Annotated in this window: 26 protein-coding genes; 13 read left to right on the forward strand and 13 right to left on the reverse strand. The window is 67.1% G+C overall.

Going from position 1 to position 26922, the window contains the following annotated elements; all coding sequences use genetic code 11:
• Positions 1–54: 54 nt before the first annotated feature.
• A complete protein-coding gene (locus DVB37_RS23200) occupies positions 55–1140 on the forward strand; it encodes a calcium:proton antiporter (RefSeq protein ID WP_120156895.1) in 1086 nt (361 codons plus the stop codon).
• A gap of 4 nt (positions 1141–1144) precedes the next feature.
• Here DVB37_RS23200 and DVB37_RS23205 read toward each other — a convergent pair whose 3' ends face one another.
• A complete protein-coding gene (locus tag DVB37_RS23205) occupies positions 1145–1411 on the reverse strand; it encodes a hypothetical protein (RefSeq protein ID WP_120156896.1) in 267 nt (88 codons plus the stop codon).
• A gap of 124 nt (positions 1412–1535) precedes the next feature.
• On the opposite strand from DVB37_RS23205, the gene DVB37_RS23210 reads away from it, so the two are divergent.
• The gene (locus DVB37_RS23210) at positions 1536–1928 is read left to right on the forward strand and encodes a phage holin family protein (RefSeq protein WP_120156897.1); all 393 of its coding nucleotides are present in this window, start codon (positions 1536–1538) and stop codon (positions 1926–1928) included.
• Positions 1903–2394 carry a hypothetical protein gene (locus DVB37_RS23215; protein ID WP_120156898.1) on the forward strand — a complete coding sequence of 164 codons (492 nt, stop codon included), beginning with the start codon at positions 1903–1905 and terminating at the stop codon, positions 2392–2394. The genes DVB37_RS23210 and DVB37_RS23215 overlap by 26 nt, the downstream gene beginning before the upstream one ends.
• Before the next feature lie 10 nt (positions 2395–2404).
• Here the strand turns inward: DVB37_RS23215 and DVB37_RS23220 are convergent, their stop codons facing one another.
• The gene (locus DVB37_RS23220) at positions 2405–3184 is read right to left on the reverse strand and encodes a helix-turn-helix transcriptional regulator (protein ID WP_046803856.1); all 780 of its coding nucleotides are present in this window, start codon (positions 3182–3184) and stop codon (positions 2405–2407) included.
• 98 nt (positions 3185–3282) lie between these two features.
• Here DVB37_RS23220 and DVB37_RS23225 point away from each other — a divergent pair, with 98 nt between their 5' ends.
• Positions 3283–4248: a DMT family transporter gene (locus DVB37_RS23225; protein WP_240433978.1), complete on the forward strand. Its 966-nt coding sequence runs from the start codon at positions 3283–3285 to the stop codon at positions 4246–4248.
• Positions 4249–4322: 74 nt separating this feature from the next.
• On the opposite strand, the gene DVB37_RS23230 is transcribed toward DVB37_RS23225, so the two are convergent.
• The 9 genes from DVB37_RS23230 to DVB37_RS23270 all read right to left on the reverse strand — a co-directional run bounded on the left by DVB37_RS23230 (position 4323) and on the right by DVB37_RS23270 (position 14208).
• Positions 4323–4982: an acetoacetate decarboxylase family protein gene (locus DVB37_RS23230; RefSeq protein WP_120156899.1), complete on the reverse strand. Its 660-nt coding sequence runs from the start codon at positions 4980–4982 to the stop codon at positions 4323–4325.
• Positions 4983–5302: 320 nt separating this feature from the next.
• On the reverse strand, positions 5303–5482 hold the full coding sequence (locus DVB37_RS23235) for a hypothetical protein (RefSeq protein WP_046803852.1): 180 nt from the start codon (positions 5480–5482) through the stop codon (positions 5303–5305).
• A gap of 250 nt (positions 5483–5732) precedes the next feature.
• Positions 5733–7136 carry an amidase gene (locus DVB37_RS23240; protein WP_120156900.1) on the reverse strand — a complete coding sequence of 468 codons (1404 nt, stop codon included), beginning with the start codon at positions 7134–7136 and terminating at the stop codon, positions 5733–5735.
• Positions 7133–8146 (reverse strand): ABC transporter ATP-binding protein, encoded by a 1014-nt coding sequence (locus tag DVB37_RS23245; protein WP_046803851.1) that lies wholly within the window; start codon positions 8144–8146, stop codon positions 7133–7135. Before DVB37_RS23245 ends, DVB37_RS23240 begins: the two co-directional genes overlap by 4 nt.
• Positions 8143–9216, reverse strand: a complete 1074-nt coding sequence (locus tag DVB37_RS23250) for an ABC transporter ATP-binding protein (protein WP_120156901.1) — start codon at positions 9214–9216, stop codon at positions 8143–8145. The genes DVB37_RS23245 and DVB37_RS23250 overlap by 4 nt, the downstream gene beginning before the upstream one ends.
• Positions 9217–9225: 9 nt before the next feature.
• The gene (locus DVB37_RS23255; RefSeq protein ID WP_120156902.1) at positions 9226–10137 is read right to left on the reverse strand and encodes an ABC transporter permease; all 912 of its coding nucleotides are present in this window, start codon (positions 10135–10137) and stop codon (positions 9226–9228) included.
• 19 nt (positions 10138–10156) lie between these two features.
• Complete coding sequence (locus DVB37_RS23260) at positions 10157–11092, reverse strand: ABC transporter permease (RefSeq protein ID WP_046803848.1); 936 nt, start codon at positions 11090–11092, stop codon at positions 10157–10159.
• Positions 11093–11127: 35 nt separating this feature from the next.
• Positions 11128–12711, reverse strand: a complete 1584-nt coding sequence (locus tag DVB37_RS23265) for an ABC transporter substrate-binding protein (RefSeq protein ID WP_046803847.1) — start codon at positions 12709–12711, stop codon at positions 11128–11130.
• Positions 12712–12768: 57 nt separating this feature from the next.
• Positions 12769–14208: a M81 family metallopeptidase gene (locus DVB37_RS23270; protein ID WP_120156903.1), complete on the reverse strand. Its 1440-nt coding sequence runs from the start codon at positions 14206–14208 to the stop codon at positions 12769–12771.
• Positions 14209–14614: 406 nt separating this feature from the next.
• On the opposite strand from DVB37_RS23270, the gene DVB37_RS23275 reads away from it, so the two are divergent.
• Together DVB37_RS23275 and DVB37_RS23280 are read left to right on the forward strand one after the other, a co-directional pair.
• Entirely contained in the window at positions 14615–15862 is a 1248-nt protein-coding gene (locus tag DVB37_RS23275; protein WP_120156904.1) for a D-amino acid dehydrogenase, read from the forward strand.
• Between the two features lie 29 nt (positions 15863–15891).
• Positions 15892–17334 carry a M81 family metallopeptidase gene (locus DVB37_RS23280; RefSeq protein WP_104142094.1) on the forward strand — a complete coding sequence of 481 codons (1443 nt, stop codon included), beginning with the start codon at positions 15892–15894 and terminating at the stop codon, positions 17332–17334.
• 49 nt (positions 17335–17383) lie between these two features.
• On the opposite strand, the gene DVB37_RS23285 is transcribed toward DVB37_RS23280, so the two are convergent.
• Entirely contained in the window at positions 17384–18103 is a 720-nt protein-coding gene (locus tag DVB37_RS23285; protein ID WP_240434178.1) for an IclR family transcriptional regulator, read from the reverse strand.
• A gap of 179 nt (positions 18104–18282) precedes the next feature.
• Between DVB37_RS23285 and DVB37_RS23290 the strand changes: the two genes are divergently transcribed.
• The 4 genes from DVB37_RS23290 (at position 18283) to DVB37_RS23305 (ending at position 21833) form a co-directional block, all read left to right on the forward strand.
• A complete protein-coding gene (locus DVB37_RS23290; RefSeq protein WP_046803843.1) occupies positions 18283–19251 on the forward strand; it encodes a tripartite tricarboxylate transporter substrate binding protein in 969 nt (322 codons plus the stop codon).
• A 73-nt stretch (positions 19252–19324) separates the two neighbouring features.
• Positions 19325–20008 (forward strand): RraA family protein, encoded by a 684-nt coding sequence (locus DVB37_RS23295; RefSeq protein ID WP_205571583.1) that lies wholly within the window; start codon positions 19325–19327, stop codon positions 20006–20008.
• A 2-nt stretch (positions 20009–20010) separates the two neighbouring features.
• Positions 20011–20952, forward strand: a complete 942-nt coding sequence (locus tag DVB37_RS23300; RefSeq protein WP_120156906.1) for an NAD(P)-dependent oxidoreductase — start codon at positions 20011–20013, stop codon at positions 20950–20952.
• Positions 20953–21086: 134 nt separating this feature from the next.
• Positions 21087–21833 carry a hypothetical protein gene (locus DVB37_RS23305; RefSeq protein ID WP_240433979.1) on the forward strand — a complete coding sequence of 249 codons (747 nt, stop codon included), beginning with the start codon at positions 21087–21089 and terminating at the stop codon, positions 21831–21833.
• Between the two features lie 50 nt (positions 21834–21883).
• Here the strand turns inward: DVB37_RS23305 and DVB37_RS23310 are convergent, their stop codons facing one another.
• On the reverse strand, positions 21884–22807 hold the full coding sequence (locus DVB37_RS23310; RefSeq protein WP_046803840.1) for a LysR family transcriptional regulator: 924 nt from the start codon (positions 22805–22807) through the stop codon (positions 21884–21886).
• A 133-nt stretch (positions 22808–22940) separates the two neighbouring features.
• On the opposite strand from DVB37_RS23310, the gene DVB37_RS23315 reads away from it, so the two are divergent.
• Genes DVB37_RS23315 through DVB37_RS23325 form a run of 3 tightly spaced genes read left to right on the forward strand, consistent with a single transcriptional unit; the run spans position 22941 to position 26895 of the window.
• Positions 22941–24347: a D-serine ammonia-lyase gene (locus DVB37_RS23315; protein WP_120156907.1), complete on the forward strand. Its 1407-nt coding sequence runs from the start codon at positions 22941–22943 to the stop codon at positions 24345–24347.
• A 2-nt stretch (positions 24348–24349) separates the two neighbouring features.
• The gene (locus DVB37_RS23320) at positions 24350–25336 is read left to right on the forward strand and encodes a tripartite tricarboxylate transporter substrate binding protein (protein ID WP_046803838.1); all 987 of its coding nucleotides are present in this window, start codon (positions 24350–24352) and stop codon (positions 25334–25336) included.
• An 11-nt stretch (positions 25337–25347) separates the two neighbouring features.
• A complete protein-coding gene (locus DVB37_RS23325) occupies positions 25348–26895 on the forward strand; it encodes an amidase (RefSeq protein ID WP_120157619.1) in 1548 nt (515 codons plus the stop codon).
• The last annotated feature ends 27 nt before the right edge of the window (positions 26896–26922 follow it).

The following is a 26922-nucleotide window of genomic DNA, read 5'->3' on the forward strand; positions in this document are numbered from 1 at the left end:
CGGGCAGGTCCGGCACATGCTAGGCTGGCACTATTTCCCGCCCGTCCTACCCAGATGAAATCCTTTCTCCAGTCCGAGAAGTTTCTACTCTTGGCGTGCGTCATCGCCGTTGCCGGATACGCCGTCGATTCACAGCTGCGCGACGTTGGCCGAATGGCCAGCCTGGCGGAAACCACCATCCTGATCGCCGCCATCCTGTGCGCGTCGTTAAGCGTGGCGCGCCATGCCGAGCGCATCGCGCAAAAACTTGGCGACCCTTACGGCAGCATGATCCTGACGCTGTCGGCGGTGCTGGTGGAAGTGATCGTGCTGGCCATCGTATCGTCCAAGGGCGGCTCGCCCACGCTGGTGCGCGACAGCATCTACTCGGCCGTCATGCTGGACATCAACGGCATCCTGGGTGTGGCCGCGTTGATTGGTGGATTCAAGCATGGCGAACAGGCCTACAACGATGATTCCGCGCGCACCTACAGCGTGATGATCCTGACTGCCGTGACGGTGTCGATGATCGTTCCAGAATTCGTGCCGCAGGCCAGCTGGCGCGCGTACAGCGCCTTCACCATCGTGGCGATGTTGCTGCTGTACGGCGTATTCCTGCGCATGCAGACCGGCCCGCACAGCTACTTTTTCAGCTACAGCTATCCGGAAAAGAAAACGCGCCGCAACCTGCCCGCGGCGGCGCAGACCAGCTGGCGTCCGTCGGCCGCGATCATGGCGGCCGGCATCGTCGCGGTGGGTTTCCTGGCGGAACTGATGTCGCATTCGCTGGACCGCAGCCTGGAAGGCGTCGATGTCCCGATCGGCCTGATTGCCTTGATCGTGGCGGGCATTTCCGCCGCGCCCGAGATGCTGACCGCGCTGCGCGCCGCCCTGGCCAACCGCATGCAATCCGTGGTGAACATCGCCTTGGGCGCGTCGCTGTCCACGGTGATCCTGACCGTGCCCGCCATGGAGGCCATGGCGTTGATCTCGGGCCAGCGCATCGTCATGGCAATGACGCCGCTACAGACGCTGATGATGCTGGTGACGCTGCTGGTCGCCGCCATCAACCTGAATGACGGCCAGACCAATGCCATTGAAGGCATGACGCACTTTGTGCTGTTCGGCGCCTTCCTGATGCTGCTGTGCCTGGGTTTGTAGGACTTTAAAACCGCTGATGCTGCCCAAAGGGCACCTCGGCGTCGGTCGGCTTTTCGAAGGTGGGCGCTTCGCCGTTCAGGTCCGCCGCGTGGATGCGCGCCAGCCGCGTCGCCTCGTCAATTGCCGTCTGCGCCGACGAGTACGTGCTTTCGATGGCGATGCGTTCGCGCGGCTGCGGTTCGCCGGCAAACGTCAGCGTATAGCCGACGCGCCATTCCCCGCCCTCTTCAACGGGCCGCTCGATCTGAAAATCCCACTTTGGCTTTTCCATGATTCCTCCTGTTGAAACGCCCCATGCTACCGCGATTGCATGCGGCAAAAAATGGTCCCGGCAGCGCGGGCGACGGGCATGGCAATTGCTGCACAGCGGCTTTCACGGCCCCCGAGGAGACGCCATGATTTCCGAACGATTGCGCAGGTTGCGGCACATCGCGAAATTCGCTGCGGAACGTTCCGGCGATTACGTAGAGCTGGTGGGCATCGAGTTATCGCTGTACCGGGGCGCGTTGATCTCCACGCTGATCAGCGGGGTAGCGTTGGTGTTCTGCGCCCTGGGCACGTTGGGGTTCATCTCGGTTGCCGCCATCGTCACCTTCTGGGACACCGACTACCGCATGCTGGCCGCGTGGCTGGTTGCCGCCGCCTGGCTCGTGGTGACCCTGATTGCGCTTGCCATCGCGCGCTACAACGCGCCCAAGGGTTCGCCCTTTGCCGAACTGAGCCACCAGGTCCGACTGGATACCGCCGCCGCACGGAGCCACTATGCCCAAGACCACCACCCAGGCTGATAAAGACGCGCTGCTAGCCAAGATGGAGCATGACCGCCAAGTGCTGCGCCGGGCGGGCATCGCAAGCGCGCGCTCACCCTCGTTTGGCCAGGCGGGCGCGGCATGGGCCAAGACCACCGCCCTGGCCGCCGGCGCCGCGCTGGGCTGGCCACCATTCCTGAAGCAACCGCTGCGCGCCATGACGGTGGTGGCGTTGCGCGCCCGTGTCGCCGAACTGCTGGACCGCCGCAATACCCGCCGCGTCAGCGGCATCCTGCCCGCGCCCGAGGTTGAGCGATTGACGCGCTTGATCGCGGAGCTGCGTGCGTCGATGGCGCGGCTGGAAGCGTTGGGGCCGGACGTGACGACGGGCGCGGATGCGATAGAAGCCGAGCGCCTGCGCATGCAGCTGGACGAGCACGTGCAGCGGCTGCGCGCGTTGCAAGACGGGATGTCGGCGGATGCCAGCAAACCCTTGCCACCTTGAACGGCTGCTGTCACCCCTGCCGGTAGAACGCTGCCGGTGACACGCCAAAGTGCTTCTTGAACATGGCCGCGAACGCGCTTTGGCTGGTGTAGCCATGTTCCAGCGCCACATCCACCACGCGCGCCCCGCCGGCAAGATGCTCCAACGCCAAGAGCAGCCTCGCCTGCCGTCGCCACTGGCCCAGGCGCATGCCCGTCTGTTGCAGAAACTGCCGATGCAAGGTGCGGGTGGACAGGTGCAGCCGGGCCGCCCATTCGTCCAACGTCAACGCCGCGTCCGGCTGGCGCATCAGCGCATCGCAAAACTTGCGTAGCCGCGCGTCCGCCGGCATGGGCAGATACAGCGGCAACACCGGCAGGCTGCGCAATTCCTGCAATAGCAGGTGCAACAAATGCCAATCGCGCGAGCCGGGGCGCTTGGGCGCGGCGACATCCATGTCGACCGCCGCCACAATCAACTCCCGCAGCAAAGGTGAAATATCCAACACGCAACTACGCGCGGGCAGTTGCGCCGTGGCGCGGCTGTCGACGAACACGGTGCGCACACGCACCGCGCCGCTCATGCGCACCGAATGCGCCACGTCGGCCTCCAGCCAGACGCCGCGCGTGGGCGGCACCACCCACCTGCCGCCCTGCGCTTCGATGGTCATGACGCCCTGGATGGCGTAGAGCAGCTGCGCCCGGTCATGGTGGTGGGGCGCGATGACATGGCCGTGCGGGTAATCCACCGCCAAGGCGGCGGCGGGTGCACCCGAGGCCACGAATGCGCTGTAGAAAGGGGAATCTTCCATACGTTCAGATTGGCAGTTTTGCGATAACTGGCGACATAGTAGCGCCAGACGGACGCGGCGGCGCCCGGCACCATGAACGGCTCGTTTCGGAGACCTTCATGTCCATCACTTCCCTGCTCTTTCCGTTCATGGCCATCGTGCTGTGGGCCGGCAACGTCATTGTTTCCAAGTTGGCCGCGTCGGCAATTTCGCCCACGGCCATCACCTTCTATCGCCTGATCCTGGCGCTGGCGCTGATGTCGCCCTTCGTGCTGCGGCCGCTGCTGCGCAACTGGGCGTCGGTGCGGCCGCACCTGGGCAAGATGGCGATCAGCGGCCTGCTGGCCATGGCGCTGTTCCAAAGCCTGTCGTACCGCGCCGCCGAAAGCACCACGGCCACCAACATGGCCATCGTGACCGCGCTGGTGCCCTTACTGACCGCCATCCTCAGCGTGATCGTGCTGGGCGAAGCGCTGACCGTCGGCATGGCCGTGGGCGGCGTGCTGTCTTTCGTGGGCCTGTTGTACCTGGTGGGCCAGGGCGACATCGCCGCCATCGCGCACAACGGCGTCCACGCGGGCGACCTGCTGATGCTGCTGGCCTCGTTGTCGTATGCGCTGTACGGCGTGCTGCTGCGCCGTTGGCGCCTGACGATTCCGGCGTGGCAGGCGGTGTACCTGCAAGCCATCGCGGCACTCGTGTTCATGCTGCCGTTCTTCGTGATGCTGCCGGCGGGCACCGCGTCGCTTGACGCCCGCACCCTGCCGCTGATCGCCTACGCCGGCATCGGGTCGTCCATCCTGTTGTCGTTTTGCTGGATCCAGGGCGTCAAGCACCTGGGCCCCAACCGTTGCAGCATCTTCATCAACCTGCTGCCGGTGCTGACCGCCGTGCTGGCCGTGGCCATGCTGGGCGAACAGATGCACGCGTATCACGTCATCGGCGGCAGCATGAGCCTGGTGGGCGTGCTGATCGCGCAGACGGTGCATCGGCCGCTGCATGCGGGCGCGGCCCCCTCAAGGCTTGCCGCGCAAGGCAGTGCGACGCGGCCGGCCGCGGCCGCCCAGGCACGTCGCGCGCGCTAGCGCTGATCATGGTCTGGCGGGTACGACGCTTGCGTGGGCGGCGCGTATCGCAAGCGCCAAGGAAGCCCATGACGCTACACGCCGAAGCGCGCCGACAAGCTTTCCAGTCGCGCGCTGGCCAGCGGTTCACGGCCCGCCAGGAATGACAGCGGACCGTCCGGCTCGAAAAACCATCGCGCGGCGCCGCGACTCATTCGACCGCGCAACATACAGCGCGTGCGGATGGGGCCCGAGTCGCCGTCTTGTATCGTCCAGAGCGGCAAGCGCACCGGCACCTGCAAGCGCGACGGCGGCTGATATTGCAACGTTGCCACCCGCCGGCCATCCACCGTCATCGACGCCGTGGCGCCGTCAGCAAACCCGGGCGACGGGCCGTCAGACGACCCGGCCTGGAACACACCCATGCGTTTCGGAATTCCCCAAAGCGTTCGGCCACCGGCCGCCGCCGCGTCGTCGTCCACCCAGATAGGCCCGACGGTACATGCCGGGGCCACGATGCCAAACGATTGCACCGCCACGGCAAAAAGCAGCTCGTTATAGGCCAGCGTGCCACCCGGTTCATAGCGAGCCCACACCGTCGCGCACAAGGCCTGACGGCCCAGAGACACGAGCCGCGCGCCGTTGGCCGCCGCCACGGGCAGCGCATCCAGCGGCACGCGCCAGACGCTGATCATCGCCGAGCCCCGCAAGGACCACGGCGCGCGGGGAAACGGTGTTGCGGCTGGTGTAGACATGGGCGTTGCTCTCGGGTGTAACGGACGCAGGCCTGAGCCGGGCAGCGGCACGTCGCATGGCAGGGATTTGCCGGTGCAAGGCGCTTGCAGCAAGCCGTGTGCCGGGCAATGCGCGGCGCGGGCGTCGGCCGGCCACGGCCCCGGCTACGCCTACCGTGGTGCGTCCCCGCAGTGCTGTCCAGCGCCCTGGCGTTGTTGACGGCCGCACCAGAGCGGGCAGCATCAGTAGGGGCAGCGGGTGATTGAAGGGAAGGTGTGGACGATCAAGGTGCCAGAGGGCGATCACCACGGCATCGCAGTCGCCCCTGCATGGCACGCCCTCACGACGGCGCATCCACCTCATTCTTTTCCTTCTCCTTCTTCTCCTTTTTTTCTCCATCGTAGTGAGACTTGATGGCGAGAAACATGCCCGTGCCCAACACCAGCAGCTTGAACGTACCGAAGACTACAGGGACCCAAAAGTTCATCATTTCCTCAAAACGCTGCTTCAGCAGCCTCATGTACTACTCGTGCCAGGCAAGTCGATCGGCAAAGCGTGCGACATCCGCGACGCGGATCATGATACGTGCGCCGGACGACCCATGCACTTTCAGAATTATCCCGTGATCCTGATCTACCGATCTGCACCGCATGAAAACGCTGCCAACTGCACCGGTTTTCGCGGCCGGCCCCGCTTGGCGGGCGTGTCGCGCATGATCGCCACGAACGCGTCGATGGATGGGTTGGGGTTGTCGGGGTGCCGGACGGCGGCTAGGCCACCGCTTGAACAAAATCCCGCGCCGCGCGCAGCAGCCGCGCTTCGCTGCCCGCCGCGCCCAGCAGCTCCAGGCCAACCGGAATGCCGCTCGGCGTGAAGCCGATGGGCAGGCTCAGGGCAGGCAAGCCGGTAACCGAAGCCAGCAGGCCGTTGCCGCCGGTCTGTGCTTCGCCCAGTTGCACCGGCCCGCCCCGCACGCTGGGATAGGCCAGCATATCGAAGTCGCCGGACGCCATGGCTGCGAGGGCCTCGGCGCGAATTGCGGCGGCACGGGCCAACGTTGCCTGACGGGCGCTGCCGTCCGGATCCTGCATCGCATTGCGTTCGCGCAAGACCGTCATGACTTCCGGATGCGGGTAGGCGCCGTCCAGGATGTCGCCCAGGCTGCGCACCGGCACGTCGGCGTCACGCAGGCACTGCGCTAATGCGTCACGAAATTCGTAGCCGGTGACGTTGGCGGCGGAAAGGCGCGCGTCGTCGATGGCCAGCGGCGCCTGCCGCACCGACGCACCGGCCGCCTGCCAGCGCGCCAATGCCGCCTGCACGTGCGCGGAGACTTCCCGCTGCGCCGCACCGGCGCCGAACAAGGCATTGACGGTGCCGATGCGCCAGTTGCTACGCTTCGGTTGCGACGCCGCATCGCCGTCGTCGCCACCCGCCATGACCGACCAAAGAATCTCCAGGTCATCCACACAGCGCGCCATGGGGCCTACCGTGTCCAGCGTGGGCGACAGGGGCACCACGCCGGCCGTGCTGCATCGCCCTGCCGTGGGCCGCAACCCCAGCACCTGGTTGAACGCCGCTGGGATGCGGATGGAGCCGCTGGTGTCGCTGCCGATGGCGGCCGCCGCAAAGCTGGATGCCACGGCCACCGCGCTGCCGCCGCTGGACCCGCCCGGTACGCGCGTGGCGTGATACGCGTTGCGCGTGCGGCCGGACATCGACGACACGTTGGTGATGCCGCAGGCCAGTTCGTGCAAGGTCGTTTTGCCCAGCACGATTGCGCCTGCCTCGCGCAAGCGCCGCACCACGTCGGCGTCCTGCCGGGGCAGCCGCCGCGCCAAGGCGCGCGAGCCGGCGGTGGCCGGCATGCCGATGGCGTCGATGTTGTCTTTGAACAGCAGCGGCACGCCGTGCAGCGGGCCGCGCACCGCGCCCGCGCGGCGCTCGGCATCGCGCAAGGCGGCCTCAGCGGCCGCCTGGGAATTCAAGCCGATCAGCGCGTTAAGCGCCGGCCCCGCCTGGTCGTACGCCGCAATGCGCGCCTGATACGCGCGCACCAGGTCGACGGCCGTCAAGCGCCCCGCCGCCATCGCCGCCTGCAATGCGGCGATGGCTTGCCCGAATACCGCGTCATCGTCAGGCAGCGGCCCGGCCAGCAATTGCGGCGTGTTCATCGAAAATGGCACGCCACCCACTGCTGGCCGGTGGCGGAAGCCACGGGCCGTTCCGTCAGCGCGGGCTGTGTCTCGCGGCAGATGGGCTGCGCCAGCGGGCAGCGCGTGTGAAAGCGGCAGCCGCTGGGCGGGTTCGCGGGGCTGGGCGGATCGCCTTGCAACAGCTTGCGCTGCGCGGGCTTGTGCGGATTGGGCACCGGCACGGCCGACAGCAGGATCTCGGTGTACGGATGCCGGGGCTGCGAGAACAAGGTGTCGCGGTCGGCCACTTCAACGATGCGGCCCAGGTACATCACCGCCACGCGATGGCTGATGTGACGCACCACCGCCAGGTCATGCGCCACGAACAGATAGGCGATGCCCATCTCTTGTTGCAGGTCCATCAGCAGATTGATGACCTGCGCCTGCACCGAGACGTCCAGCGCGGACACGGGCTCGTCGCAGACGATCAGCTTGGGCCGCAGCGCCAACGCGCGCGCAATGCCCAGGCGCTGGCGTTGCCCGCCCGAGAACTCGTGCGGAAATTTCTTCATGGCTTCGGGACGCAGGCCGACCTTGTCGAACAGCCACGCCAGCTCGTCCACGCGCGCGCGGCCGCCCGACATCGGGTAGTTGCGCAGCGGCTCGCCCACGATATCGCCCGCCGTCATGCGCGGGTTCAAGGACGCATAGGGGTCCTGGAAGATGATCTGCATATCGCGACGCCGGTTGCGCATCTGCTCCGGCGTCAGCGCCAGGATCTCTTCGCCTTCCAGTTTGACGGAGCCGGACGTGGGCTGGATCAACCGCAACACCGACTTGCCGGTGGTGGTCTTGCCGCAGCCCGACTCGCCCACCAGCGCCAGCGTTTCGCCACGGGCCACGCTGAACGACACGCCGTCTACCGCCTGCACGACTTTACGGCGCGGCGTGAACCAGCCGCCCGCGCCGGGGTAGTGCATCTTCAGGTCGCGCACGTCTAGCAACGGCGCCGTCGATGCAACCACCGGCGGCTGAGGATGGGCGCTCATGCTTGAACTCCGGTCAGGGTGGCGCCGGGCGCCACGGAAGTCGCGGCCAGCAGGCCGGGTTGCGCCGCCACGCGCGCCACTTCATGGCACGCCACCACATGGTCGACGCCATGCGTGGATAGCTCGGGCGCTTCAACGTGGCAACGCGGCGTGGCGTACGTGCAGCGCGGTGCAAAGCGACAGCCATTGCCCAGTTCGCTGGGCGCGGGCACCATGCCGGGAATTTCGGCCAGGCGTTGCGTCGAGGCGTTCATGGACGGCATCGACCCCATCAGCGCGCGGGTGTACGGATGCAAGGGGCGGTCGAACAGTTCGGTGACCGGCGCTTCCTCGACCTTGCGGCCGGCGTACATCACCGCCACGCGGTCGCAGCATTCCGCCACCACGCCCAGGTCGTGCGTGATCAACACGATGCCCATGCCCAGCGTCTTTTGCAGGTTGCGCAACAGGTCCACAATCTGCGCCTGGATCGTCACATCCAGCGCGGTGGTGGGCTCGTCGGCAATCAGCACTTCGGGGTTGCAGGCCAGCGCCAGCGCGATCATCACGCGCTGACGCATGCCGCCGGATAGTTGATACGGGTACTCGTGCACGCGGCGTTCGGGCTCGGCAATCTGCACCAGGCGCAACATCTCTTCGGCACGGCGGTACGCGTCGCGGCGGTTCAGCTTCTGATGCACCATGACCGTCTCGGCAATCTGCCGGCCCACGGTCAGCACCGGGTTCAGCGACGTCATCGGTTCTTGAAAAATCATCGAAATCCGGTTGCCGCGGATCTGGCGCATCTGCTTTTCCGTGAGGCTGAGCAGGTCGGTGCCGCGATAGCGGATCTGGCCGCCGGCAAAGCGCCCGGGTGGCGTCGGCACCAGGCGCAGGATAGACAGCGCCGTCACGCTCTTGCCGCAGCCGGATTCACCGACCACGCCCAGCGTGCGCCCGGCGCGCACCTGATACGACACGCCATCGACCGACCGGACGGTGCCCGAGACGGTGTCGAAGTAGGTGCGCAGGTTGTCGACTTCAAGCAGCACGTCGCCAGGGGCAACGGCGTTGGCGGGGGATAGGGCCATGGCGTCCTCCTAGCGTTGGTTGGTCAGGCGCGGGTCCAGCGCATCGCGCAGCCCGTCGCCCATCAGGTTGATGGCCAGCACGGTGATGGCCAGCAGAATGCCGGGGTAAAGAATGGTGTAGAAAGCCACGGCCACGTAGTTGCGCGCGTCGGCCATCATGTTGCCCCAGCTGGGCACCTGGGCCGGCACGCCGACGCCCAGGAACGACAGCACGGCTTCCGTCAGCACGGCGGTAGCGGCGATGAAGGTTGCCTGCACCACCAGCGGCGTCACCATGTTGGGCAGCACATGCCGGCGCAGGATGACGGGCAGGCGCGTGCCGATGGCATGCGCCGCCTCGACGTACAGTTGCTCGCGCAAGGTCAAGGCCAGCGAGCGCACCAGCCGCACCACGCGCGGCACCTGCGGAATCGCGATGGCGATGATGACCGTGGTCAGGCTGGCGCGGATGACGGCCATCAGCGCAATGGCCAGCAGGATGTCGGGAATGGCCATCATGCCGTCCATGATGCGCATGATGATGGCGTCGGCCCAGCGCACGAAGCCGGCCAGCAGGCCCAGCACCACGCCGATCACGCTGGCCACCAGCGCCACCACGATGGCCACGACCAGCGACACGCGCCCGCCCCAGACCACGCGGCTGAACACGTCGCGGCCCATCGCGTCGGTGCCGAAGTAATGCTGGGCCGAAGGCGGCTTCAGGCGCTGCAAGGGGTTGATGGTGATGGGGTTGTGCGTGGCGATCCACGGCGCGGCAATCGACAGGCCCGCCACGATCAGCAGCAGCACCAGGCCGATGATCAGCGTGGGATGCTTGCGCACCCAGCGCCAGCGCCGGCCGCTGGCCGTCAGGGCCTCGTGCAGCAGGATGGGCGCAGCGGGCGCGGTGGGCACGTTGGGGGAAATCAAATTTTCTGACATGGTTCTTTCCCGCGACGGCTCAATAACGGATACGCGGATCGAACAGCCGGTAGCTGAGGTCGATCAACAGATTGATCAGCACGTAGGCGCCCGCCGAAATCAGCAGCACGCTCTGGATGACCGGGTAGTCATGGTGCTGGACGGCGTCGATCACCAGCCGGCCGATGCCCGGAATGGCGAACACGGTCTCGGTGACGACCACTCCGCCGATCAGCAAGGCGATGCCCACGCCCACCGTGGTGGCGATGGGAATGGCGGCGTTGCGCAACGCATGTTCCAGCACCGGCAACACCGCCAGGCCCTTGGCGCGCGCCGTGCGGATGTAGTCTTCGTGCAGCACTTCGACAACGGTGGCCCGCGTCATCCGCGTGATCAGCGCGATGTACACCAGCGCCAGGTTGATACACGGCAAGGTCAGGTTGCGCAGCCATGGCCCCACGCCGCTGGACAGGCTGACATAGCCCTGCACCGGCAGCCATTGCAGCTTGACCGCAAAGCCGTAGATCAGCAGATAGCCCACCAGGAACACCGGCAACGAAAACGCCAGCACCGAAAACAGCATGACCAGGCGATCGATCCAGGTGCCGGCGCGATATGCCGCCAACACGCCCAGCGGCACCGCCACCAGGATCGATACCAGCATGGTGATGGCGGCGATCGACAAGGTGGGCTCCACCCGCTGCGACAGCAACTGCGTCACGGGCACTTGCGTGAAGATCGACGTGCCCAGGTCGCCTTGCATCAGCTTGGCGGCCCACAGGCCGAACTGCCGCCACAAGGGCTCGTCCAGGCCCAGCGCCGTATGCAGCTTGGCGATGTCCTCGGCCGTGGCGAAGTCCCCGGCGATCAACGCCGCCGGGTCGCCGGGCGACAGGTGGATCAGCAGGAACACGATCACTGCCACCACCGCCATGACGGGCACGATGGCAAGCACGCGCCGAATGATGTAACCCATAGTTGTCTCGCGTATCGGTAACGGCGGGCGCTGGATTACTTGTCCAGCACCCAGAGGTTCGGCAGGCTCCAGATCTTGTCCGTGTTCTTCAGGCTGTTATGCGCGGCAAACGCCCGCGAATACTGGCCGATGGAAATGGCGGGAAAGACCTCGTAGGCGCGCTCCTGGAACAGATCGAGCACGCGCTTGCGCTCGTCCGAACTGGTGGCGGCAATCCACTGTTCGCGCAGTTCGTCCAGCTTCTTGTCGCACGGCCAGCCCGGCAGGCTGTTGCCGCACACGGCGCCCAGATACGTATTGCTGATGGGCGAGTCCACGTTGAACTCGGACGCGGCCGACAGGAAGATGTTCCAGCCGCCCTTGTCCAGCGTTTCCTTGCGCGCACGGCGTGCGGTCAGCGTGGCCCAATCCATCGACTGGATGTCCAGATTGACACCGATGTCCTGCAAGGCCTGGATGGCAACCAGCGTTGCGGAATTCAGATAGGCCAGGTCGGTCGGCAACAGGATGACCAGTTTTTCGCCCTTGTAGCCGGCTTCGGCCAACAGCTTCTTGGCCAGCGCCGGGTCCGGCTTGGCGTAAGGCGCGGCGCCCGCCGTGCTGTCGTTGGGACCGCCGCAGATGAAGACCGTGGCGCAGTACTTCATGCGCAGGTCGTCCGGGTAGCCCATGGCAGCCGTGAACTTGTCCTGATCCACCAGATGCGCCACCGCCTGACGCGCCTTCGGGTTATCAAACGGCGGCATCGACTGGTTCAGGATGATGTAGCCCTGCGCGCGTTCCAGCACGCCGATCTTGACGTTCTTGTTGGCGCGCAGCGCGTCGATGTAGTCGGCGGGCGCTTGCTCGATCATGTCGACTTCGCCGTTGGTCAGCGCGGCGGTGGCGCTGTTGGAGTCCGGCAGCACACGCCATTCCACGCGCGGAATATGCGGCGTCTTGTCGCCCGCCAGGCCGTCGGCCGCCATCTTCGGACCCAGGTAGTGCGGGTTCTTTTCGAACACGATCTTGCTGCCCGGCACCCATTCATCGCGCTTGAACACGTAAGGGCCGGAGCCCACGACTTCGGTCAGCGGCTTGGTTGCCGGCTGCGACGCCAGCCGCTTGGGCAGGATGAAGGCGGGGTAGCTGGACACCTTGGCCAATCCGTCCAGCACCAGGTCAAACGGCTGGTTCAGCGTCAGCTTGAAGCGGCTGGCGTCCAGCGCTTCCCACTTGCCGCCAGCGCGTGTGATGGCTTGACCGATGTTGTCGCGCGCGGACCAGCGTTGCAGCGATGCAATCACATCGTCCGTCGTCACGGGCTGGCCGTCGCTGAATTTCAGGCCGGGCAAGAGCGTGAACGTCCACGTCTTCTTGTCGTCGCTGGCCTCGTATTTTTCGACCATCTGCGGCTGCGGCTTGCTGTGTGTGTCCATCGCAAACAGCGTGTCGTACACCATGTAGCCGAAGTTGCGCGTGATGTAGGCGGTGGTGAAGGTCGGGTCCAGCACCTTCAGGTCGGCGTGCGGCACAATACGCAGGGTCTTGGCCGGCTGCGCGCTTGCGGGCACGGCGCCCAGGGTGCAGGCCAGGCCCAGCGTGGCGGTCGAGATCAGGCAAAGCAGGCGGTTTTTCATCGCACTAGGTTCCCGTCAAATAAGTGGATTCGCCGGCGGCCATGCGCCGGCAGGATCTTAAAGCGGCCACTTCGGCAGCCGGATGTTGCGATACGTCAGCGTCTTCCAATCCGGCGTCGCCACGCCCTTGCCACCCACATAGATGATGTGGCGCGCGACCTTTGAAAACGAGGCGTGGAAATGCTGCGCGGACTTGACCACCACGATCTTGCAGGCCGATAGGTCACAGCCCAGCTGGGTGAACAGGTCCATGTTGATGGCCTGGTTACGCACGGAAGTCAGCACGATCTGTACGCCCTGGGCCTGCACCAATACGCAGTCGCCCATCGGCGCCGGTGCGCCGGACAGGCCGGTCATCACCAGGTCCGCCTTCACGGCAAGCACGGTGCAACGCAGGTCGATCGGGTCGCCTGACAAGGGGCCGACCTTGCCGCCGATACGCAGGTCAAGTTCGGCGCCCACGCCCGCATCGAAGGCGATGCGCGCCGCCACCGGGTCCCACATCGGGCCCAGCGCCACATTGCTTACGCCGCGCTCAAGCACGCGTTGCAGTACGAAGGTGGCGTCACCGGGCGCGCCGCTGCCGGGGTTGTCGGGGCGGTCGGCCAACACCACCGGGCCGCCGTCGAACGCCAAGGCTTCGTCCAGCGCTTCGTCCACGCTGCGGTACGGCACCATCAGTTGTTCGCGCATGCCGATCAGTTCATCGGCAAGCGCGCGTGCAAGCGTCTGCGCGGCGGCGGCGTCGCCATCGGCATAGACCAGCACCTTGGTGCCCATCTCGGGCACGTCGCCCGTGGCGAAGCCCTGCGCGGCCGATATCGACAGAATGCCGTCGCGCCCTTCCAGCGCCTTGATACGGCTGACAAAGCCGCGCGCCGGTTCACGCGTGGTGTGCATGGGCACGATCATGTGGCAATCGACCAGCGCCGCCACGGGACGCGTGCGGCCCGCGTGCGCGTCCAGGCACAGGGCCAGCAGGTCTTCGGCGCGTTCGCGGATATCGGTGTGCGGGTATTCCTTGAACAGCACCAGTACCGTGGCCTGTTCCACCATCAGCGGCGTCAGGTGCGCGTGCGGGTCCAGCTCGGCGCCCACCGTTACGTCGGGGCCGACCAGTTCACGCACACGGCGCAGGATGTCGCCTTCGCAATCGTCATAGCCATCGGCCACCATCGCGCCGTGCAAGCCCAGCAGCACCATGTCCACCGGCATCGCGGCGCGCAGGTCGGCCAGGATCTGGTCGCGCAAGGTTTCGTAGGCGGCGCGCGTGGTGATGCCGCCGGGCTGCGCGGAAGCCACCAGGCCGTCCACCAGCGTCCAGCCTGCGTCGCGGCCTTGCAGGCGCGCCACGAAGAGCGGCGCACCGGCGAAGGTGACGGAATCGGGATGCGTGCCGGCCGGGTAGTAGTCGCGTTCCTGAAAGGCCGCAAGGCTGGTGGGCATGGGTGCGAAGGTATTGGTCTCGGTGCCCAGACCGGCGCAGAAGACCTTCATGGCTGCGCTCCGGGACAGGCTGGCGCAAGCGCCACGACTGCCGTGGCGTTCCGGTAAGACGTCATCATTTCCCCTTGTATAGGCCGGCTATGTCGTCAGCGCCTGCGTGTTCGGCATGGCGTTGCGTTCCGTAAGCGGATCATCGGCGGCACACCGGCGCGGCACAAATAGCTAACGTGGGCCTATGGATAACCCAAGGTTATGGTGTGGGCGCTTTTGCCCTGAAAACGCAGGGAAAACGCAGAAAAAGCGAGGTTGATGCGCACCACCGCTAGGGAAAACGATAGGGCGGCAACGCCGCGCCCGCACACATATCGCAAGGTTATGGATGGGACGCGATTTGGAATTTGCCCCACCCCGGTGCGCGGATCAGAATCGTGCCCTACCTGAACCTACGAGGCGAGTCATGCGGGTATGCGTAATTGGGGCGGGCGTGGTCGGCGTTACGACGGCGCACCTGTTGGCGCGGGCGGGACACGCGGTGGTTTTGGTGGACGAACGGGCAGAGCCCGCGCTGGGCAGCAGCTTCGCCAACGGCGGGCAGCTCAGCTATAGCTATGTGGCGCCGTTGGCGGGACCGGGCGCGTTGGCCGACATGCCGGGCTGGCTGTTCCGACGCGATTCGCCGCTGCGCCTGCGCTACCGCTTCGACGTTTCGCAATGGTTGTGGCTGGCGGGATTTTTGCGCGCGTGCCGCGCCTCGGTGTCGCGCGCGTCCACCGCCCAATTGCTGTCCCTGTCCTACCTCAGCCGCGACACGCTGCACGCGATGCTGGCGGAGGCGCCCATGGATTTCGGCCTGTCAAAAACCGGAAAGCTGATTGTGTACCGCGATGCCGGGCAACTGGACAAGGCCGCGTCGCTGGTGCGTTACCAGGCGACTCACGGCACCGACCAGCGCGTGCTGTCACGCGACGAAACGCTGGCGGCGGAACCGGCGCTGGCCGGCATGGGCGCGCGCATCGCCGGCGCCGTCTACACGCCCAGCGAAGAAACCGCCGACTGCCATCGCTTTACCGACACCCTGTTTCAGCGGCTGCGGCGCCACGCCAACGTCAGCGTCCACATGAACACGCGCGTGCAACGGCTGCGGCGCGAAGGCGGCCGCATCGTCGCGGCGCAGACGGATGCCGGCGACCTGCAAGCGGATGCGTTCGTGGTGGCCTCGGGCATCGGCAGCCGACCGCTGCTGGCGGCATTGGGCCAACGCGTGCCCTTGTATCCCTTGAAGGGCTATAGCCTGAGCGTGCCGATTACGGCGGACACCGCCGATGTTCCCGCCATCAGCGTGACCGATTACGAACGGCGCATCGTCTACGCGCGCCTGGGCAATGTGCTGCGCATTGCGGCCATGGTCGACATCGGCGCCAAGCATGGCGAGGTTGACGCGTCGCGGATGGCGACGTTGCGGCATCAGGTCAAGGAAGCCTTTCCGCGCCTGGACCTGTCGCGCGCGCAGGCCTGGGCGGGCGTGCGGCCGGCCACGCCGACCAGCAAGCCGCTGATCGGCAAAAGCCGCGCGGCCGGCAACCTGTGGCTGAACATCGGCCAGGGCGCTTTAGGGTTCACGCTTGCCTGTGGCAGCGCCGCCTTGCTGACCGCGCAAATGAACGGCGAACCCGTGCCGATCAACGCCGCGCCCTTTCAACCGTAGGCGCCGCGCGCGCCCCCAGGAGCCGTCCCATGCGTATCTTCACCGGCGCTCTCGCCACCGAGACCAACACGTTTTCCCCTTTGCCCACCGGCCTGGCCGCGTTCACGTCGCGCGAGTATCTGCGCGCGGGCACCCACCCCGATCACATGACGTTTTACGGCGGGCCGCTGTGGGTTGCGCGACAGCGCGCCGCGCAACAGGGCTGGACGGTGATCGAGGGCCTGGTGGCCTCGGCGCAACCGGGCGGCACCACCACGCGAGCCGCCTACGAGACATTGCGCGACGAACTGCTGGCTGACCTGCGCGCGGCCTTGCCGGTGGACATGGTGCTGCTGGGCCTGCACGGCGCGATGGTGGCCGACGGCTATGACGATTGCGAAGGCGACATCCTGCGCCGTGTGCGGGAGCTGGTCGGCCCCGACGTAACGGTGGGCGCCGAGCTGGACCCGCACGCGCACCTGACGCCGTTGATGGTGGAGCAGGCGACGGTGCTGGTGCTGTTCAAGGAATACCCACACGTTGACGTCTACGAGCGCGCCTGTGAACTGGTGGACCTGTGCCACGCGGCCCACCAGCGGCGGCAGCATCCCGTTGCCGCGCTGGTCGATTGCGACATGGTCGTGCCGATGCACACCACGCGCGAACCGGCGCGCGGCTTTGTCAGCCGCATCAAGGCGCTGGAAGGGCGCGACGGCATTCTGTCGGTGTCGGTCGCGCAAGGCTTCGCCACGGGCGACGTGCCCGAGATGGGCACCAAGGTCCTGGTCTATGCCGATGGCGACGCCGCCGCCGCGAAGACGCTGGCGCGCACGCTTGCCGATGAACTGATCGGCATGCGCGAACAACTGATGGTGCCGTACCGCGGCGTGGACGAAGCGCTGGACGAAGCCTTGGCGTTTGGCGAGGGTCCCGTTGTGCTGGCCGACCGGTCCGACAACCCGGGCAGCGGCGCGGCCGGAGACTCCACCTATCTGCTGGCGCGCATGCGGGAACGCGGCATCCGCAACGCGGCGCTGGGCCCGATGTGGGACCCGGTGGCCGCCCGCATCGCCTTCGATGCGGGCGTGGGCGCCGAACTTGACCTGCGCATCGGCGGCAAGGTCGGCCCGCTGTCGGGCGCGCCCGTGGACGCGCGTTGCCGCGTTGTGGCAACCCACGCCGATATGTTCATGACGGGCAATTCCGGCACGCGCATCGCGCTGGGCGACTGCGCGCTGGTCGATGCCGGCGGCATCCTGATTGCATTGGTGTCACTGCGCACACAGGCCTATCACACAGACCTGTTCACGCAGTTGGGGTGCGACCTGACGGCGCAACGGCTGATCGTGGTGAAGTCGGCCCATCACTTCCATGCGCAGTACGCGCCCTTGGCGCGCGCCGTGGTGTACGTGGCCGCCCCCGGCTCGGCCAGCCCCGACTGGCGCAGCCTGCCGTACCGCAAGATACGGCTGCCCAAATGGCCGATCGGGTGATGCTCGCCCCGCGGATGTTTGCCGCCTCAGAGATGCCCTGGCCCGTGCCCTAACCCGCGCCGCCTTGCCGCGCGCCCATCATTGACCGCGACAGCCGGCTGGCCGTTGAAAGAATGGCTTCTTTATGGCCCAGCAGCACCGCTTCGTTCAAGCGTGAGATCGGGCCAGAGATGCAGATCGCGCCCAGCAAGGTCCAGTTGATGCCGTAGACCGGCGCCGAAATGCTGGAGACTTCGGCGTCGCGCTCGCCCAGCGAAATCATGTAGCCGGCACGTCGTACGGCCTCGTACTCGTCGCCCGCCTCGCCTGAAAACGCCAGCAGCACGCGGCCCGGGCTGCCCAGGTTCAAGGGCAGCGCCGCGCCCACCCGCACGTGGTGGCGGATGGACTTCGGGCCTTCGACGCGCGCCATGCAAATCCGCTGATTGCCTTCGCGCACATAGAACGTTGCGCTTTCCCCTGTGGCGCCGGACAGCTCGCGCAGCACGGGCTGCACCAATTCCTGCACGTTGAACGTGGCCTGGTAGCACGCGCCCAGCCAACCGGCCGCGCGCGCCAGGCGCCACGTGCCGTCCGGCCGCTGGGCCAGGTAGTCGTCCATGGCCAGGGTGCGCGCCAGGCGCAGCACGGTGGACCGATGGCAGCCCGTGCGGCGGCTGAGTTCAGCCAGCGTCAGGTGGGCGTCGTCCACACCGAAGGCCTCCAGGATGCGCATGGCGCGCCGGACGGCGACCACGCCGTCTTCGGCGCCGTCGGCGTCATTTTCTATTCCCGCGCTGCCGCCGCCTTCGCGGTCTTTGCCGTCATTGCCGTTGTCGTTCACGATTCGCCCCCAAGTCTTTTAAATCGACCGCTATACGAAACGTGTTTCGTACTGCGAACCTGGATTGTATTAGGCGGAACACGCTCGCACAATGCGCGGATCAAAACAACGACTGGAGACAAACCATGAAAGTGATTGCGCGCGTGTTGTCGGGCTTGGCCCTCGTTTGCGTGGCGGGCATCAGCGCCGCCCAGGGCTACCCCGACAAACCCATCCGCCTGATCGTGCCCTTCCCTCCGGGCGGCGGCACCGACGTGCTGGCCCGCGAAGCGGCGCTGAAGGTGGCAAAGAACACCGGCTGGAACATCGTCACGGAAAACCGCCCGGGGTCCGGCGGCAATATCGGCGTGGACGCCGTGGCGAAGTCGGCGGCGGACGGCTATTCGCTGGTGCTGGGGCAGACCAGCAACCTGGCCATCAACCCCACGCTGTACGCCAAGCTGCCCTACGACCCGGAAACCGACCTGTCCGCCATCGGCCTGATCGCCGACGCGCCCCTCGTGCTGGTAGTGCCGGCCAATTCGCCGTTGAAATCGTTCAAGGACATGATCGCCGCGGCCCGCGCCAAACCCGAGGCGCTGAACTACGCCAGCTCGGGCAACGGCACCGTGGCCCACCTGGCCGCCGTGCAGTTGCAGAACGCCGCCGACATCAAGCTGACGCACGTGCCGTACAAGGGCGCCGCCCAGGCGTCCAACGACCTGATCGGCGGTCAGATCGACATGTACCTGTCGTCGGTGCCCACGCTGATCGGCCACGTGCGCAACGGCAAGATGCGCGCGCTGGCGGTGACCTCGGCGCAACGCGTGCCCGACATGCCCGACGTGCCGACCATTGCCGAAAGCGGCTACCCCGGCTTCGAGGCCGTGACGTGGTTCGGCCTGGCCGCGCCGGCCGGCGTGCCGCAGGACATCGTGCAGCGTCTGAACGCGGAATTCAACAAGGCGCTGCAAGCGCAGGACCTCAGTACGAAGTACCAGGAACAAGGCGCGCGCGTGCTGACCAGCACGCCTGAACAATTCGCCAAGCTGATCCATGACGACCGCATCCGCTGGGGAAAGATCGTGAAGGACTCGGGCGCCCGCGTCGAATGAGACCCAGGCCGCGCAGGCACCGCCCGGCCAAAAAAACCGAACCCCACATCGTCTTCTTCAGACAGGAATTTCCATGGCAAACCCCGACATCATCAAAGACTTTCCCCGCATCCCGGCCGACATCGTGCGCCGCGCCGCGTCGTTGCAGCCGGCCATCCTGGCCGATGTGGCGGGCCGGCGCGGCGCGCTCAGTGGCCGCATCCGGCCGCTGGACCCCGGCATGAAGCTGGCGGGCACCGCCTTCACCGTTGAGGTGCGGCCCGGCGACAACCTGATGATTCACGCGGCCATCTCGCTGGCCAAATTCGGCGACGTGCTGGTGATCGACGGCAAGGGCGACCTGAGCGCCGCGCTGATGGGCACCATCATGATGACCGCCTGCCGCCAGCTAGGCATCGCCGGCGTGGTCATCGACGGCGCGGCGCGCGACACCACCGAAATCATCGACATGGGGTACCCGGTATTCGCGGCCGGCGCCAACCCCAACGGCCCGACCAAGAACGTGCCCGGCCGCATCGGCCACCCCGTATCGGTGGGCGGCGTGACGGTCCACCCCGGCGACTTCATCATTGGCGATGCCGACGGCGTGGTCGTCGTCGAGCGCGAAAAAATCGAAGGCTTGCTGCCCGCGGCGGAAAAGAAAGTGCGCGACGAAGCCGCCCGCATCGCCGCCATTCAGGCCGGCGACACCGCAGCCACCTGGCTGACGGCCGCGCTGCGCAGCGCCGGCGTGCTGAAGGAAGGAGAGGCGCTGTGACCATGCCTGCTGCGCCTAAACCGGCGTTGGTCGTTACCGCCGCCGACCTGGCCACCGAAGCCCTGGCGCTGCTGGACGGCTTCAACATCGTCTACGCGGGCAAGGCGCCGTCGGAAGACGACATCGTGGCGCTGTGCCGCCAGCACGATCCGGTGGCCATCATCGTGCGCTACAGCAAGGTGGGCGCCGCCGCGATGGACGCCGCGCCGTCTTTGCGCGTGATCTCCAAGCACGGCAGCGGCACCGACACCATCGACAAGGCTGCCGCCGCGCAACGCGGCATCGAGGTCGTGGCGGCGGCGGGCGCGAACGCGGCGGCCGTGGCCGAGCACGCGCTGGCGCTGCTGCTTGCCGCCGCCAAATCGGTGGTGCCGCTGGATGCGCGCATGCGGGCGGGCCATTGGGACAAGGCCACGCACAAAAGCGTGGAGCTGGACGGCAAGACGGTCGGCGTGGTTGGGCTGGGCGCCATCGGCCGGCGCTTTGCGGCGATGGCGCACGGCATGAACATGCGTGTCATTGGCCACGATCCCTATGCGCAAGATCTGCCGCCTTATATCCAGAGCGTGGCGTTGCCCCGCATCTGGCAGGAGTGCGATGCCGTGTCGTTGCACTGCCCGCTGACGGACGACAACCATCATCTGGTCAACGCCGACACGCTGGCGCAGTGCCGGCCGGGCGTGATCCTGGTGAACACCGCGCGGGGCGGCCTGGTGGACGAAGCGGCGCTGCTGGCCGCCGTGCGTAGTGGCCAGGTGATGGCCGCGGGCCTGGACAGCTTCGCCGTCGAACCCATGACGGCGGGACACCCGTTTCAACAGGAGCCCCGCATCCTGCTCAGCCCGCACATCGGCGGCGTGACCCGCGCGGCCTACGTGAACATGGGCGTGGCGGCGGCGCGCAACGTGCTGGCGGGTTTGGCCCGCAGCGCGGCGGCGGTTTAAGCCACGGCGCCGTCCCACGGCGGCGTCTTCAGACCCTCCGGACCGCGTCGTCCCGGGCGGTCTTGACGGCGCCGCACCGCCCGCCCCCAGCTGCGGTATAAACGAACCCCCTTCGTTTCCAAGCAGGCGCCGCCTTGTCGCAAACATTCGGAGCACGTCGATACTTCTTTGCCACGGCCAGCGTCATCCGCCATCAAGGCCGGGCCATGCTGGCCGCCGCGCCGTGGTCGCTGGCGGCATTTCTGTTGTCGCTGCCATTCGCCATCCTGGCCGCGACGCTGGCCTGGACCGGTAGCGCGCTGTACATGCTGCTGGCGCTGATCAACCTGATCGCGTTCGCGCGCGTGACGTTCGCCTGGCATCGTGTCGTGGTGCTGGGCAGCGGCGCCAACCCCGACGCGGCGCGCGGCGGTTCGGCCGAGGCGCGGCACCTGATGGTATTCGGCGTGCTGGTGCTGATCGTGGCCGTGCTGGCGCGCGCGACGGGCGACCTGCCCTATGTGCTTTACATGCTGATGAACGGGCCGGACACCAACAAGTTCCTGGCGGCACTGGTGCCGGCCGTGCTGGTGGTGTGGCTGCCGGTGCTGGTTTGCGTGGCGGTGTTGGCCTTGAGCCTGCCGCGCACCGCCGTCACGGGCGACGCGAGCTTGCAAGGTATTCGCGCCGCCATGCCTTATCCGCGCTGGCCGCTGGTGTTGGCACTGGCCGTGCTGGTCAGCCTGGGCGGCTTTGCCCACAGCGGGCTGACGGAATATCTACACTACGCCACGAACGCAGGGCTGTTGTGGACCGCCGGGTATGTCGTGCTGTTCGCGGTGATGACGTTTGTGGTGGCGGCGATGGTGGCGGTGGCGTATCGGGATGGCGTGCGGCGCTGATCCGCGCACTGATCACGGCGCAGCGCTCACGGCGCACTGATCACCGCGCATCAATCCACCACCCCGCCCTCCGCTTCCAGCTGCGCTCGCAGGCTGGCGATGAACGCCTTGGCGGCCTCGGGCAGCACGCGTCCGGCCAGCGTCTGCACCTCGAAGTGGCGTTCGTTCATTTCCCGGTCGCGCAGCGGCACGGCCACCACCTGCTTGCCGCGCAACCGATAGCGGATCGCCAGTTCCCCGCAGAACGCCACGCCGCCACCCGCCCCCGCGAACGCCACCAGCGCATCGACGCTGCGGCTGGAAAACACGGGCTCGCACTGCAATTGCTGGCGGCTGCAACTGATGTCGATCAACTGCCGCAGCGTGGAATCGGCGTCGGGCAATGCCAGCGGATACGCCATCAATTGCGCCAGCGACACTTCAGATTGCGCAGCCAAGGGATGGTCCGCCGCCACCACCGCGCGTACCGGCGCGGGCATGCGCAATTCCACGCGCACGTCGCGGTGTGAGGTCAGGCTGAGCGTGATGCCGATATCGGCCGCGCCGTCGCGCACCCGGACAGGCACCTCACGCTGCGAGCACACGTCCAGGGTGAAGCGAATGCCTGCATATTGCTTGCGAAATTCCGCGATGGCGGCGGGCACCACGTCGTGCACGAAACCCTCGGTGCACACAACGCGCACCAGCCCCTGGCGCAGGCCGCGCAGGCTCATGATTTCGCCGGTCACGCGGTCCACATCCTGTTGCGCGCGCTTGGCGTGCGCGGCCAACAATTCGCCGGCCGCGTTCAGCGCCATGCCGCGCGAGCGGCGCTCGAACAGCAAGGTGCCCAGCTCGCGTTCCAGCCGGGCGATCTGGCGGCTGACGGCCGACGGCGCCACCTCCAGCCGCTCGGCCGCCACGCTGACGGAGCCGCAGCGCGCCACTTCCAGGAAGTAGCGCAGGGCCATTTCTTGCAGAATCTGGGGGTTCATCGGGTTTGCCCTTGGTTTGCGCAAAACGCAACGGACAATTCTATCAATTCATATTGCGGCAACGTTAAGGGCAAGCCTAGGATGTGACCGTTAGATGACGTCTTCTGGACGCCCCCCTTAGGCAAGCGCAGTCATGATCCCGTCCCCCGCTTCTGTTTCGTCCCTTTCCTTGCAGGCGTTGCGCGCGGCGCGGCCCGTGTTGTGGACGCGTCCGGCTGTGGGGGTTGCCCCCGTTGCCGAACCCGTCGCCGCGCCCACCGTTGCCCCCTTCAGCCTGGCCGATGTGCAAGCCGCGCAGGACCGCTTCACGCGCTTCGCACCGTTACTGGCGCAGCGCTTTCCAGAGCTGCAAGCCACCGCCGGCGTCATCGAATCGCCGTTGCTGGAAACCCCCGCCATGCAGGACGCGTTGGGCTTGCCCAAGGCGTCGGGACGGTTGTGGATCAAGGCGGATCACGCGTTGCCCGTGGCGGGGTCGATCAAGGCGCGCGGCGGCATCCACGAAGTGCTGGAATTCACCGAAAAGCTGGCCCTGGAACGCGGCCTGATCGCGCCCGGCGATAACTTCATCAAGCTGGCCTCGCGGGAGGCCCGCGCCTGTTTCGCGGAATACCAGGTAGCCGTGGGCTCAACCGGCAACCTGGGTTTGTCCATTGGCGTGATTGCATCGGCGCTGGGGTTTCGGGCCGCCGTGCACATGTCGGCGGACGCCAAGGAATGGAAAAAAACCCGGCTGCGCGCGCGCGGGGTCGAGGTGGTGGAACATCCCGGCGATTACGAAAAAGCCGTGGCGGCCGGACGCCGCCAGGTCGAGGCCGACCCCAAGGGTTACTTCGTTGACGACGAACGCTCGGCCTCGCTGTTCCTGGGTTATGCGGCAGCCGCGCTGGCGCTGCGCGAGCAGATGGCGCAAGCCAGCATCGTGGTCGACGCCGAGCATCCGCTATTTGTCTACCTGCCTTGCGGCGTGGGCGGCGCGCCCGGCGGCATCGCCTTTGGCTTGTCCTTGCTGTTCGGCGCGCACGTGCACTGCTTCTTTGCCGAGCCGGTCCAGTCGCCGTGCTTTCTGCTGCGCATGATGGCCGGCAATGGCCAACTGCCGGGCGTGCCGGTGCCGCCGTCGGTCTACGACATCGGCCTGACCAACCAGACCGAGGCCGACGGCCTGGCCGTGCCGCGCGCGTCGGACCTGGCGTATGCCGCCGTGGGCGACCTGCTGGCCGGCGTCTACACCGTGGCGGACGACACGCTTTACGGCGACCTGGCGCGCCTGCATGACAGCGAAGGCCTACGCATCGAGCCCTCGGCGGCAGCGGGCTTTTCTGGCCCGCGCCACTTGCTAGGCAGCGTCGCGGGCCAACAGTGGCTGCGCCAGCGCGGCTTGCTGCCGCACCTGCCGCGTGCCACGCATCTGGCCTGGACCACGGGCGGGCTGTTCGTGCCGGCCGACGAATATGAGCAATTCCTGAGCCGCGGGCAACGACTCGCGGCCGACCCTCAGGCGCCGACACAAGCGCCTTTCCTCCACCACTCTCGTTGAGCATGACCATGAAGACTGCCTTGATTGCCCTTGGTGTCACCCTGGCGGGCACCCTTGCCGCCTCTGCCCCGGCCGCCGCCCAGCCCGGCTACCCCACGCGACCCGTCACGCTGGTGGTGCCCTTTCCGCCCGGCGGCGCCACCGACGTGCTGGGCCGGGTCATCGCGCAAAAGCTGGGCCAGGAATTGGGCCAGACCGTAGTGGTGGAAAACCGCGCGGGCGCGGGCACCGCAATCGGCGCCGGCTTCGTCGCCAAGGCCGCGCCCGATGGCTACACGCTGCTGGTCAGCTCGGGCACCACCTTCACGGTCAACCCGGCCATCCAGAACAAGCTTCCGTACGATCCGGTCAAGAGCTTTGAACCGCTGGGCATCGTGGGCCGCACCGGCTTGGCGCTGCTGGCCAACCCGCAGGTGCCGGTCAAGGATCTGAAGGAACTGGTGGCCTACGCCAAGGCGCGCGACAAGGAGCCGCCGGCCTACGGTTCGTTCGGTGCGGGCACCACCGCGCATTTTGTCGGCGAAGCCTTCCTGTCGGCCGCCGGCATCAAGATGATTCACGTGCCCTACAAGGGCAGCGCCCCCGCCATGACCGACCTGATCGGCGGCCAGATCCCGTTCTCGGTCGACACCGTGGCGGCCGCGCTGCCGCAAAGCAAGCAGGGCAAGGTGCGTGTGCTGGCGGTGTCGGCCCCCACGCGCTCGGCCTTCCTGCCCGACGTGCCGACCTTTGCCGAACAGGGCTATCCGTCGGTGGCCATGGACACGTGGTTGATGTTCACCGCGCCGCGCGGGCTGCCCGCCGACGTGAAGACCAAGCTTGAGACCGCCTTGCGCGCCACGGTGGCATCGCCGGACGTGCGCAAGAGTCTGGAGGCGCAGGGCTTTGAAGCCGCGTTCTCCAGCGCGGCCGAAGGCGAAGCGCTGATCCAGAAGGAACTGCCGCAGATGCGCGACGTTGCGCAGCGCGCCAATATCAAAATCGATTGAAGGAAGTTTTCATGACCCTGGACGATTCCCTCGTCTCGCTGTCGGCCGTGGAGCTGCGGCGCCTGATCGGCGCGCGCCAGCTCTCGCCGGTGGAATTGCTGGACGCGTGCATCGCGCGTATCGAGGCGGTCAACCCGTACATCAACGCCGTCACCGCCACCGCGTTCGAACGCGCCCGCCTGGAAGCGCGCGCCGCCGAACAAGCGGTGATGGCCGGCGACGCGCTGGGCCTGCTGCACGGCCTGCCGCTGGGCGTGAAAGACCTGGAGCCCACCGCCGGCCTGTTGACCACCTTCGGGTCGCAGATTTATCGCGATCACATCCCCACCGAAGACGTGACGCTGGTGGCGCGCCTGCGCCGCGCCGGCGCCATCGTCACCGCCAAGACGAACGTGCCGGAAATGGGCGCGGGCGCCAATTCGCGCAACACCGTGTGGGGCGCAACCGGCAACCCGTTCAACCCCAACCTGAATGCCGGCGGATCGTCGGGCGGGTCGGCCGCCGCGCTGGCCAGCGACATGTTCCCGGTCTGCACGGGGTCGGACACGGGCGGCTCGCTGCGCATTCCGGCATCCAAGTGCGGCGTGGTGGGCTTTCGGCCGTCGCCGGGCGTGGTGCCCAGCGTGCGCAAGCTGCTGGGCTGGACGCCGATCTCCGTCGTCGGCCCGATGGGCCGCACGGTGGCGGACGCGTGTTTGCAAATGGCGGCCAGCGCCGGCCCCGACGCCGGTGACCCGCTGAGCTATCCGCTGGACCCGCTGCAATTCTTGACGCCGGGCACGGCCGACCTGGGACGCCTGCGCGTGGCCTACACCGAAGACTTCGGCCAGTGCGAGGTGGACGACGGCATCCGCGCCACCTTCCGCGCCAAGATCGCGGCCATGCGCCATCTGTTCGCGGCCTGCGACCCCATCGAGCTGGACTTCGGCGAGGCCCATCGCTGCTTTGACGTGCTGCGCGCCGAAGCCTTCGTGGCGGGCATGCGCGACGCCTACGAGAAAGACCCCAACAGCCTGGGCCCCAACAGCCGCGCCAACTTCGAGATGGGCGCCGCGATGAGCCTGAAAGACTGCGCCTGGGCGCAAGCCGAACAGACGCGCCTGATCAAGCGCTTCCAGCGTGCCTTTGACGACTACGATTTGATCCTGTCGCCCACCACGCCGGTGTCGCCGTTTCCGTGGACGCAGCTGTACGCTGAATCCATCAACGGCCGCCGCCAGGAAAACTACTATCGCTGGCTGGCGCTGACGTATGTGGTGACGTTGACCACGCACCCCGCCCTGACGCTGCCTTGCGGCCTGGACCACCAAGGCATGCCGTTTGGCATGCAGATCGTCGGGCGCTTTCGCGGCGACCGCGAGGTGCTGGCGGCAGCCCAAGGCATGGAGCAGGCCTTTGCCGGCAACGCCGAACTGCAACGTCCGCGTCCGGACCTGGCGGCATTGAAGCCCGCCAGCCCGTCGCTGACATCGATCGTGACCGTGCCCCCGGATGTGGCGGCCGCCACCACGGCGGGCGAACCCGCGGGAAAATCCACGGGCAACGTGTCGGCGGTATAAGCCGACATGGCATGCAGGGGCCGGGCG

Source organism: Achromobacter sp. B7, from assembly GCF_003600685.1.
Lineage (GTDB): Bacteria > Pseudomonadota > Gammaproteobacteria > Burkholderiales > Burkholderiaceae_B > Achromobacter > Achromobacter spanius_B.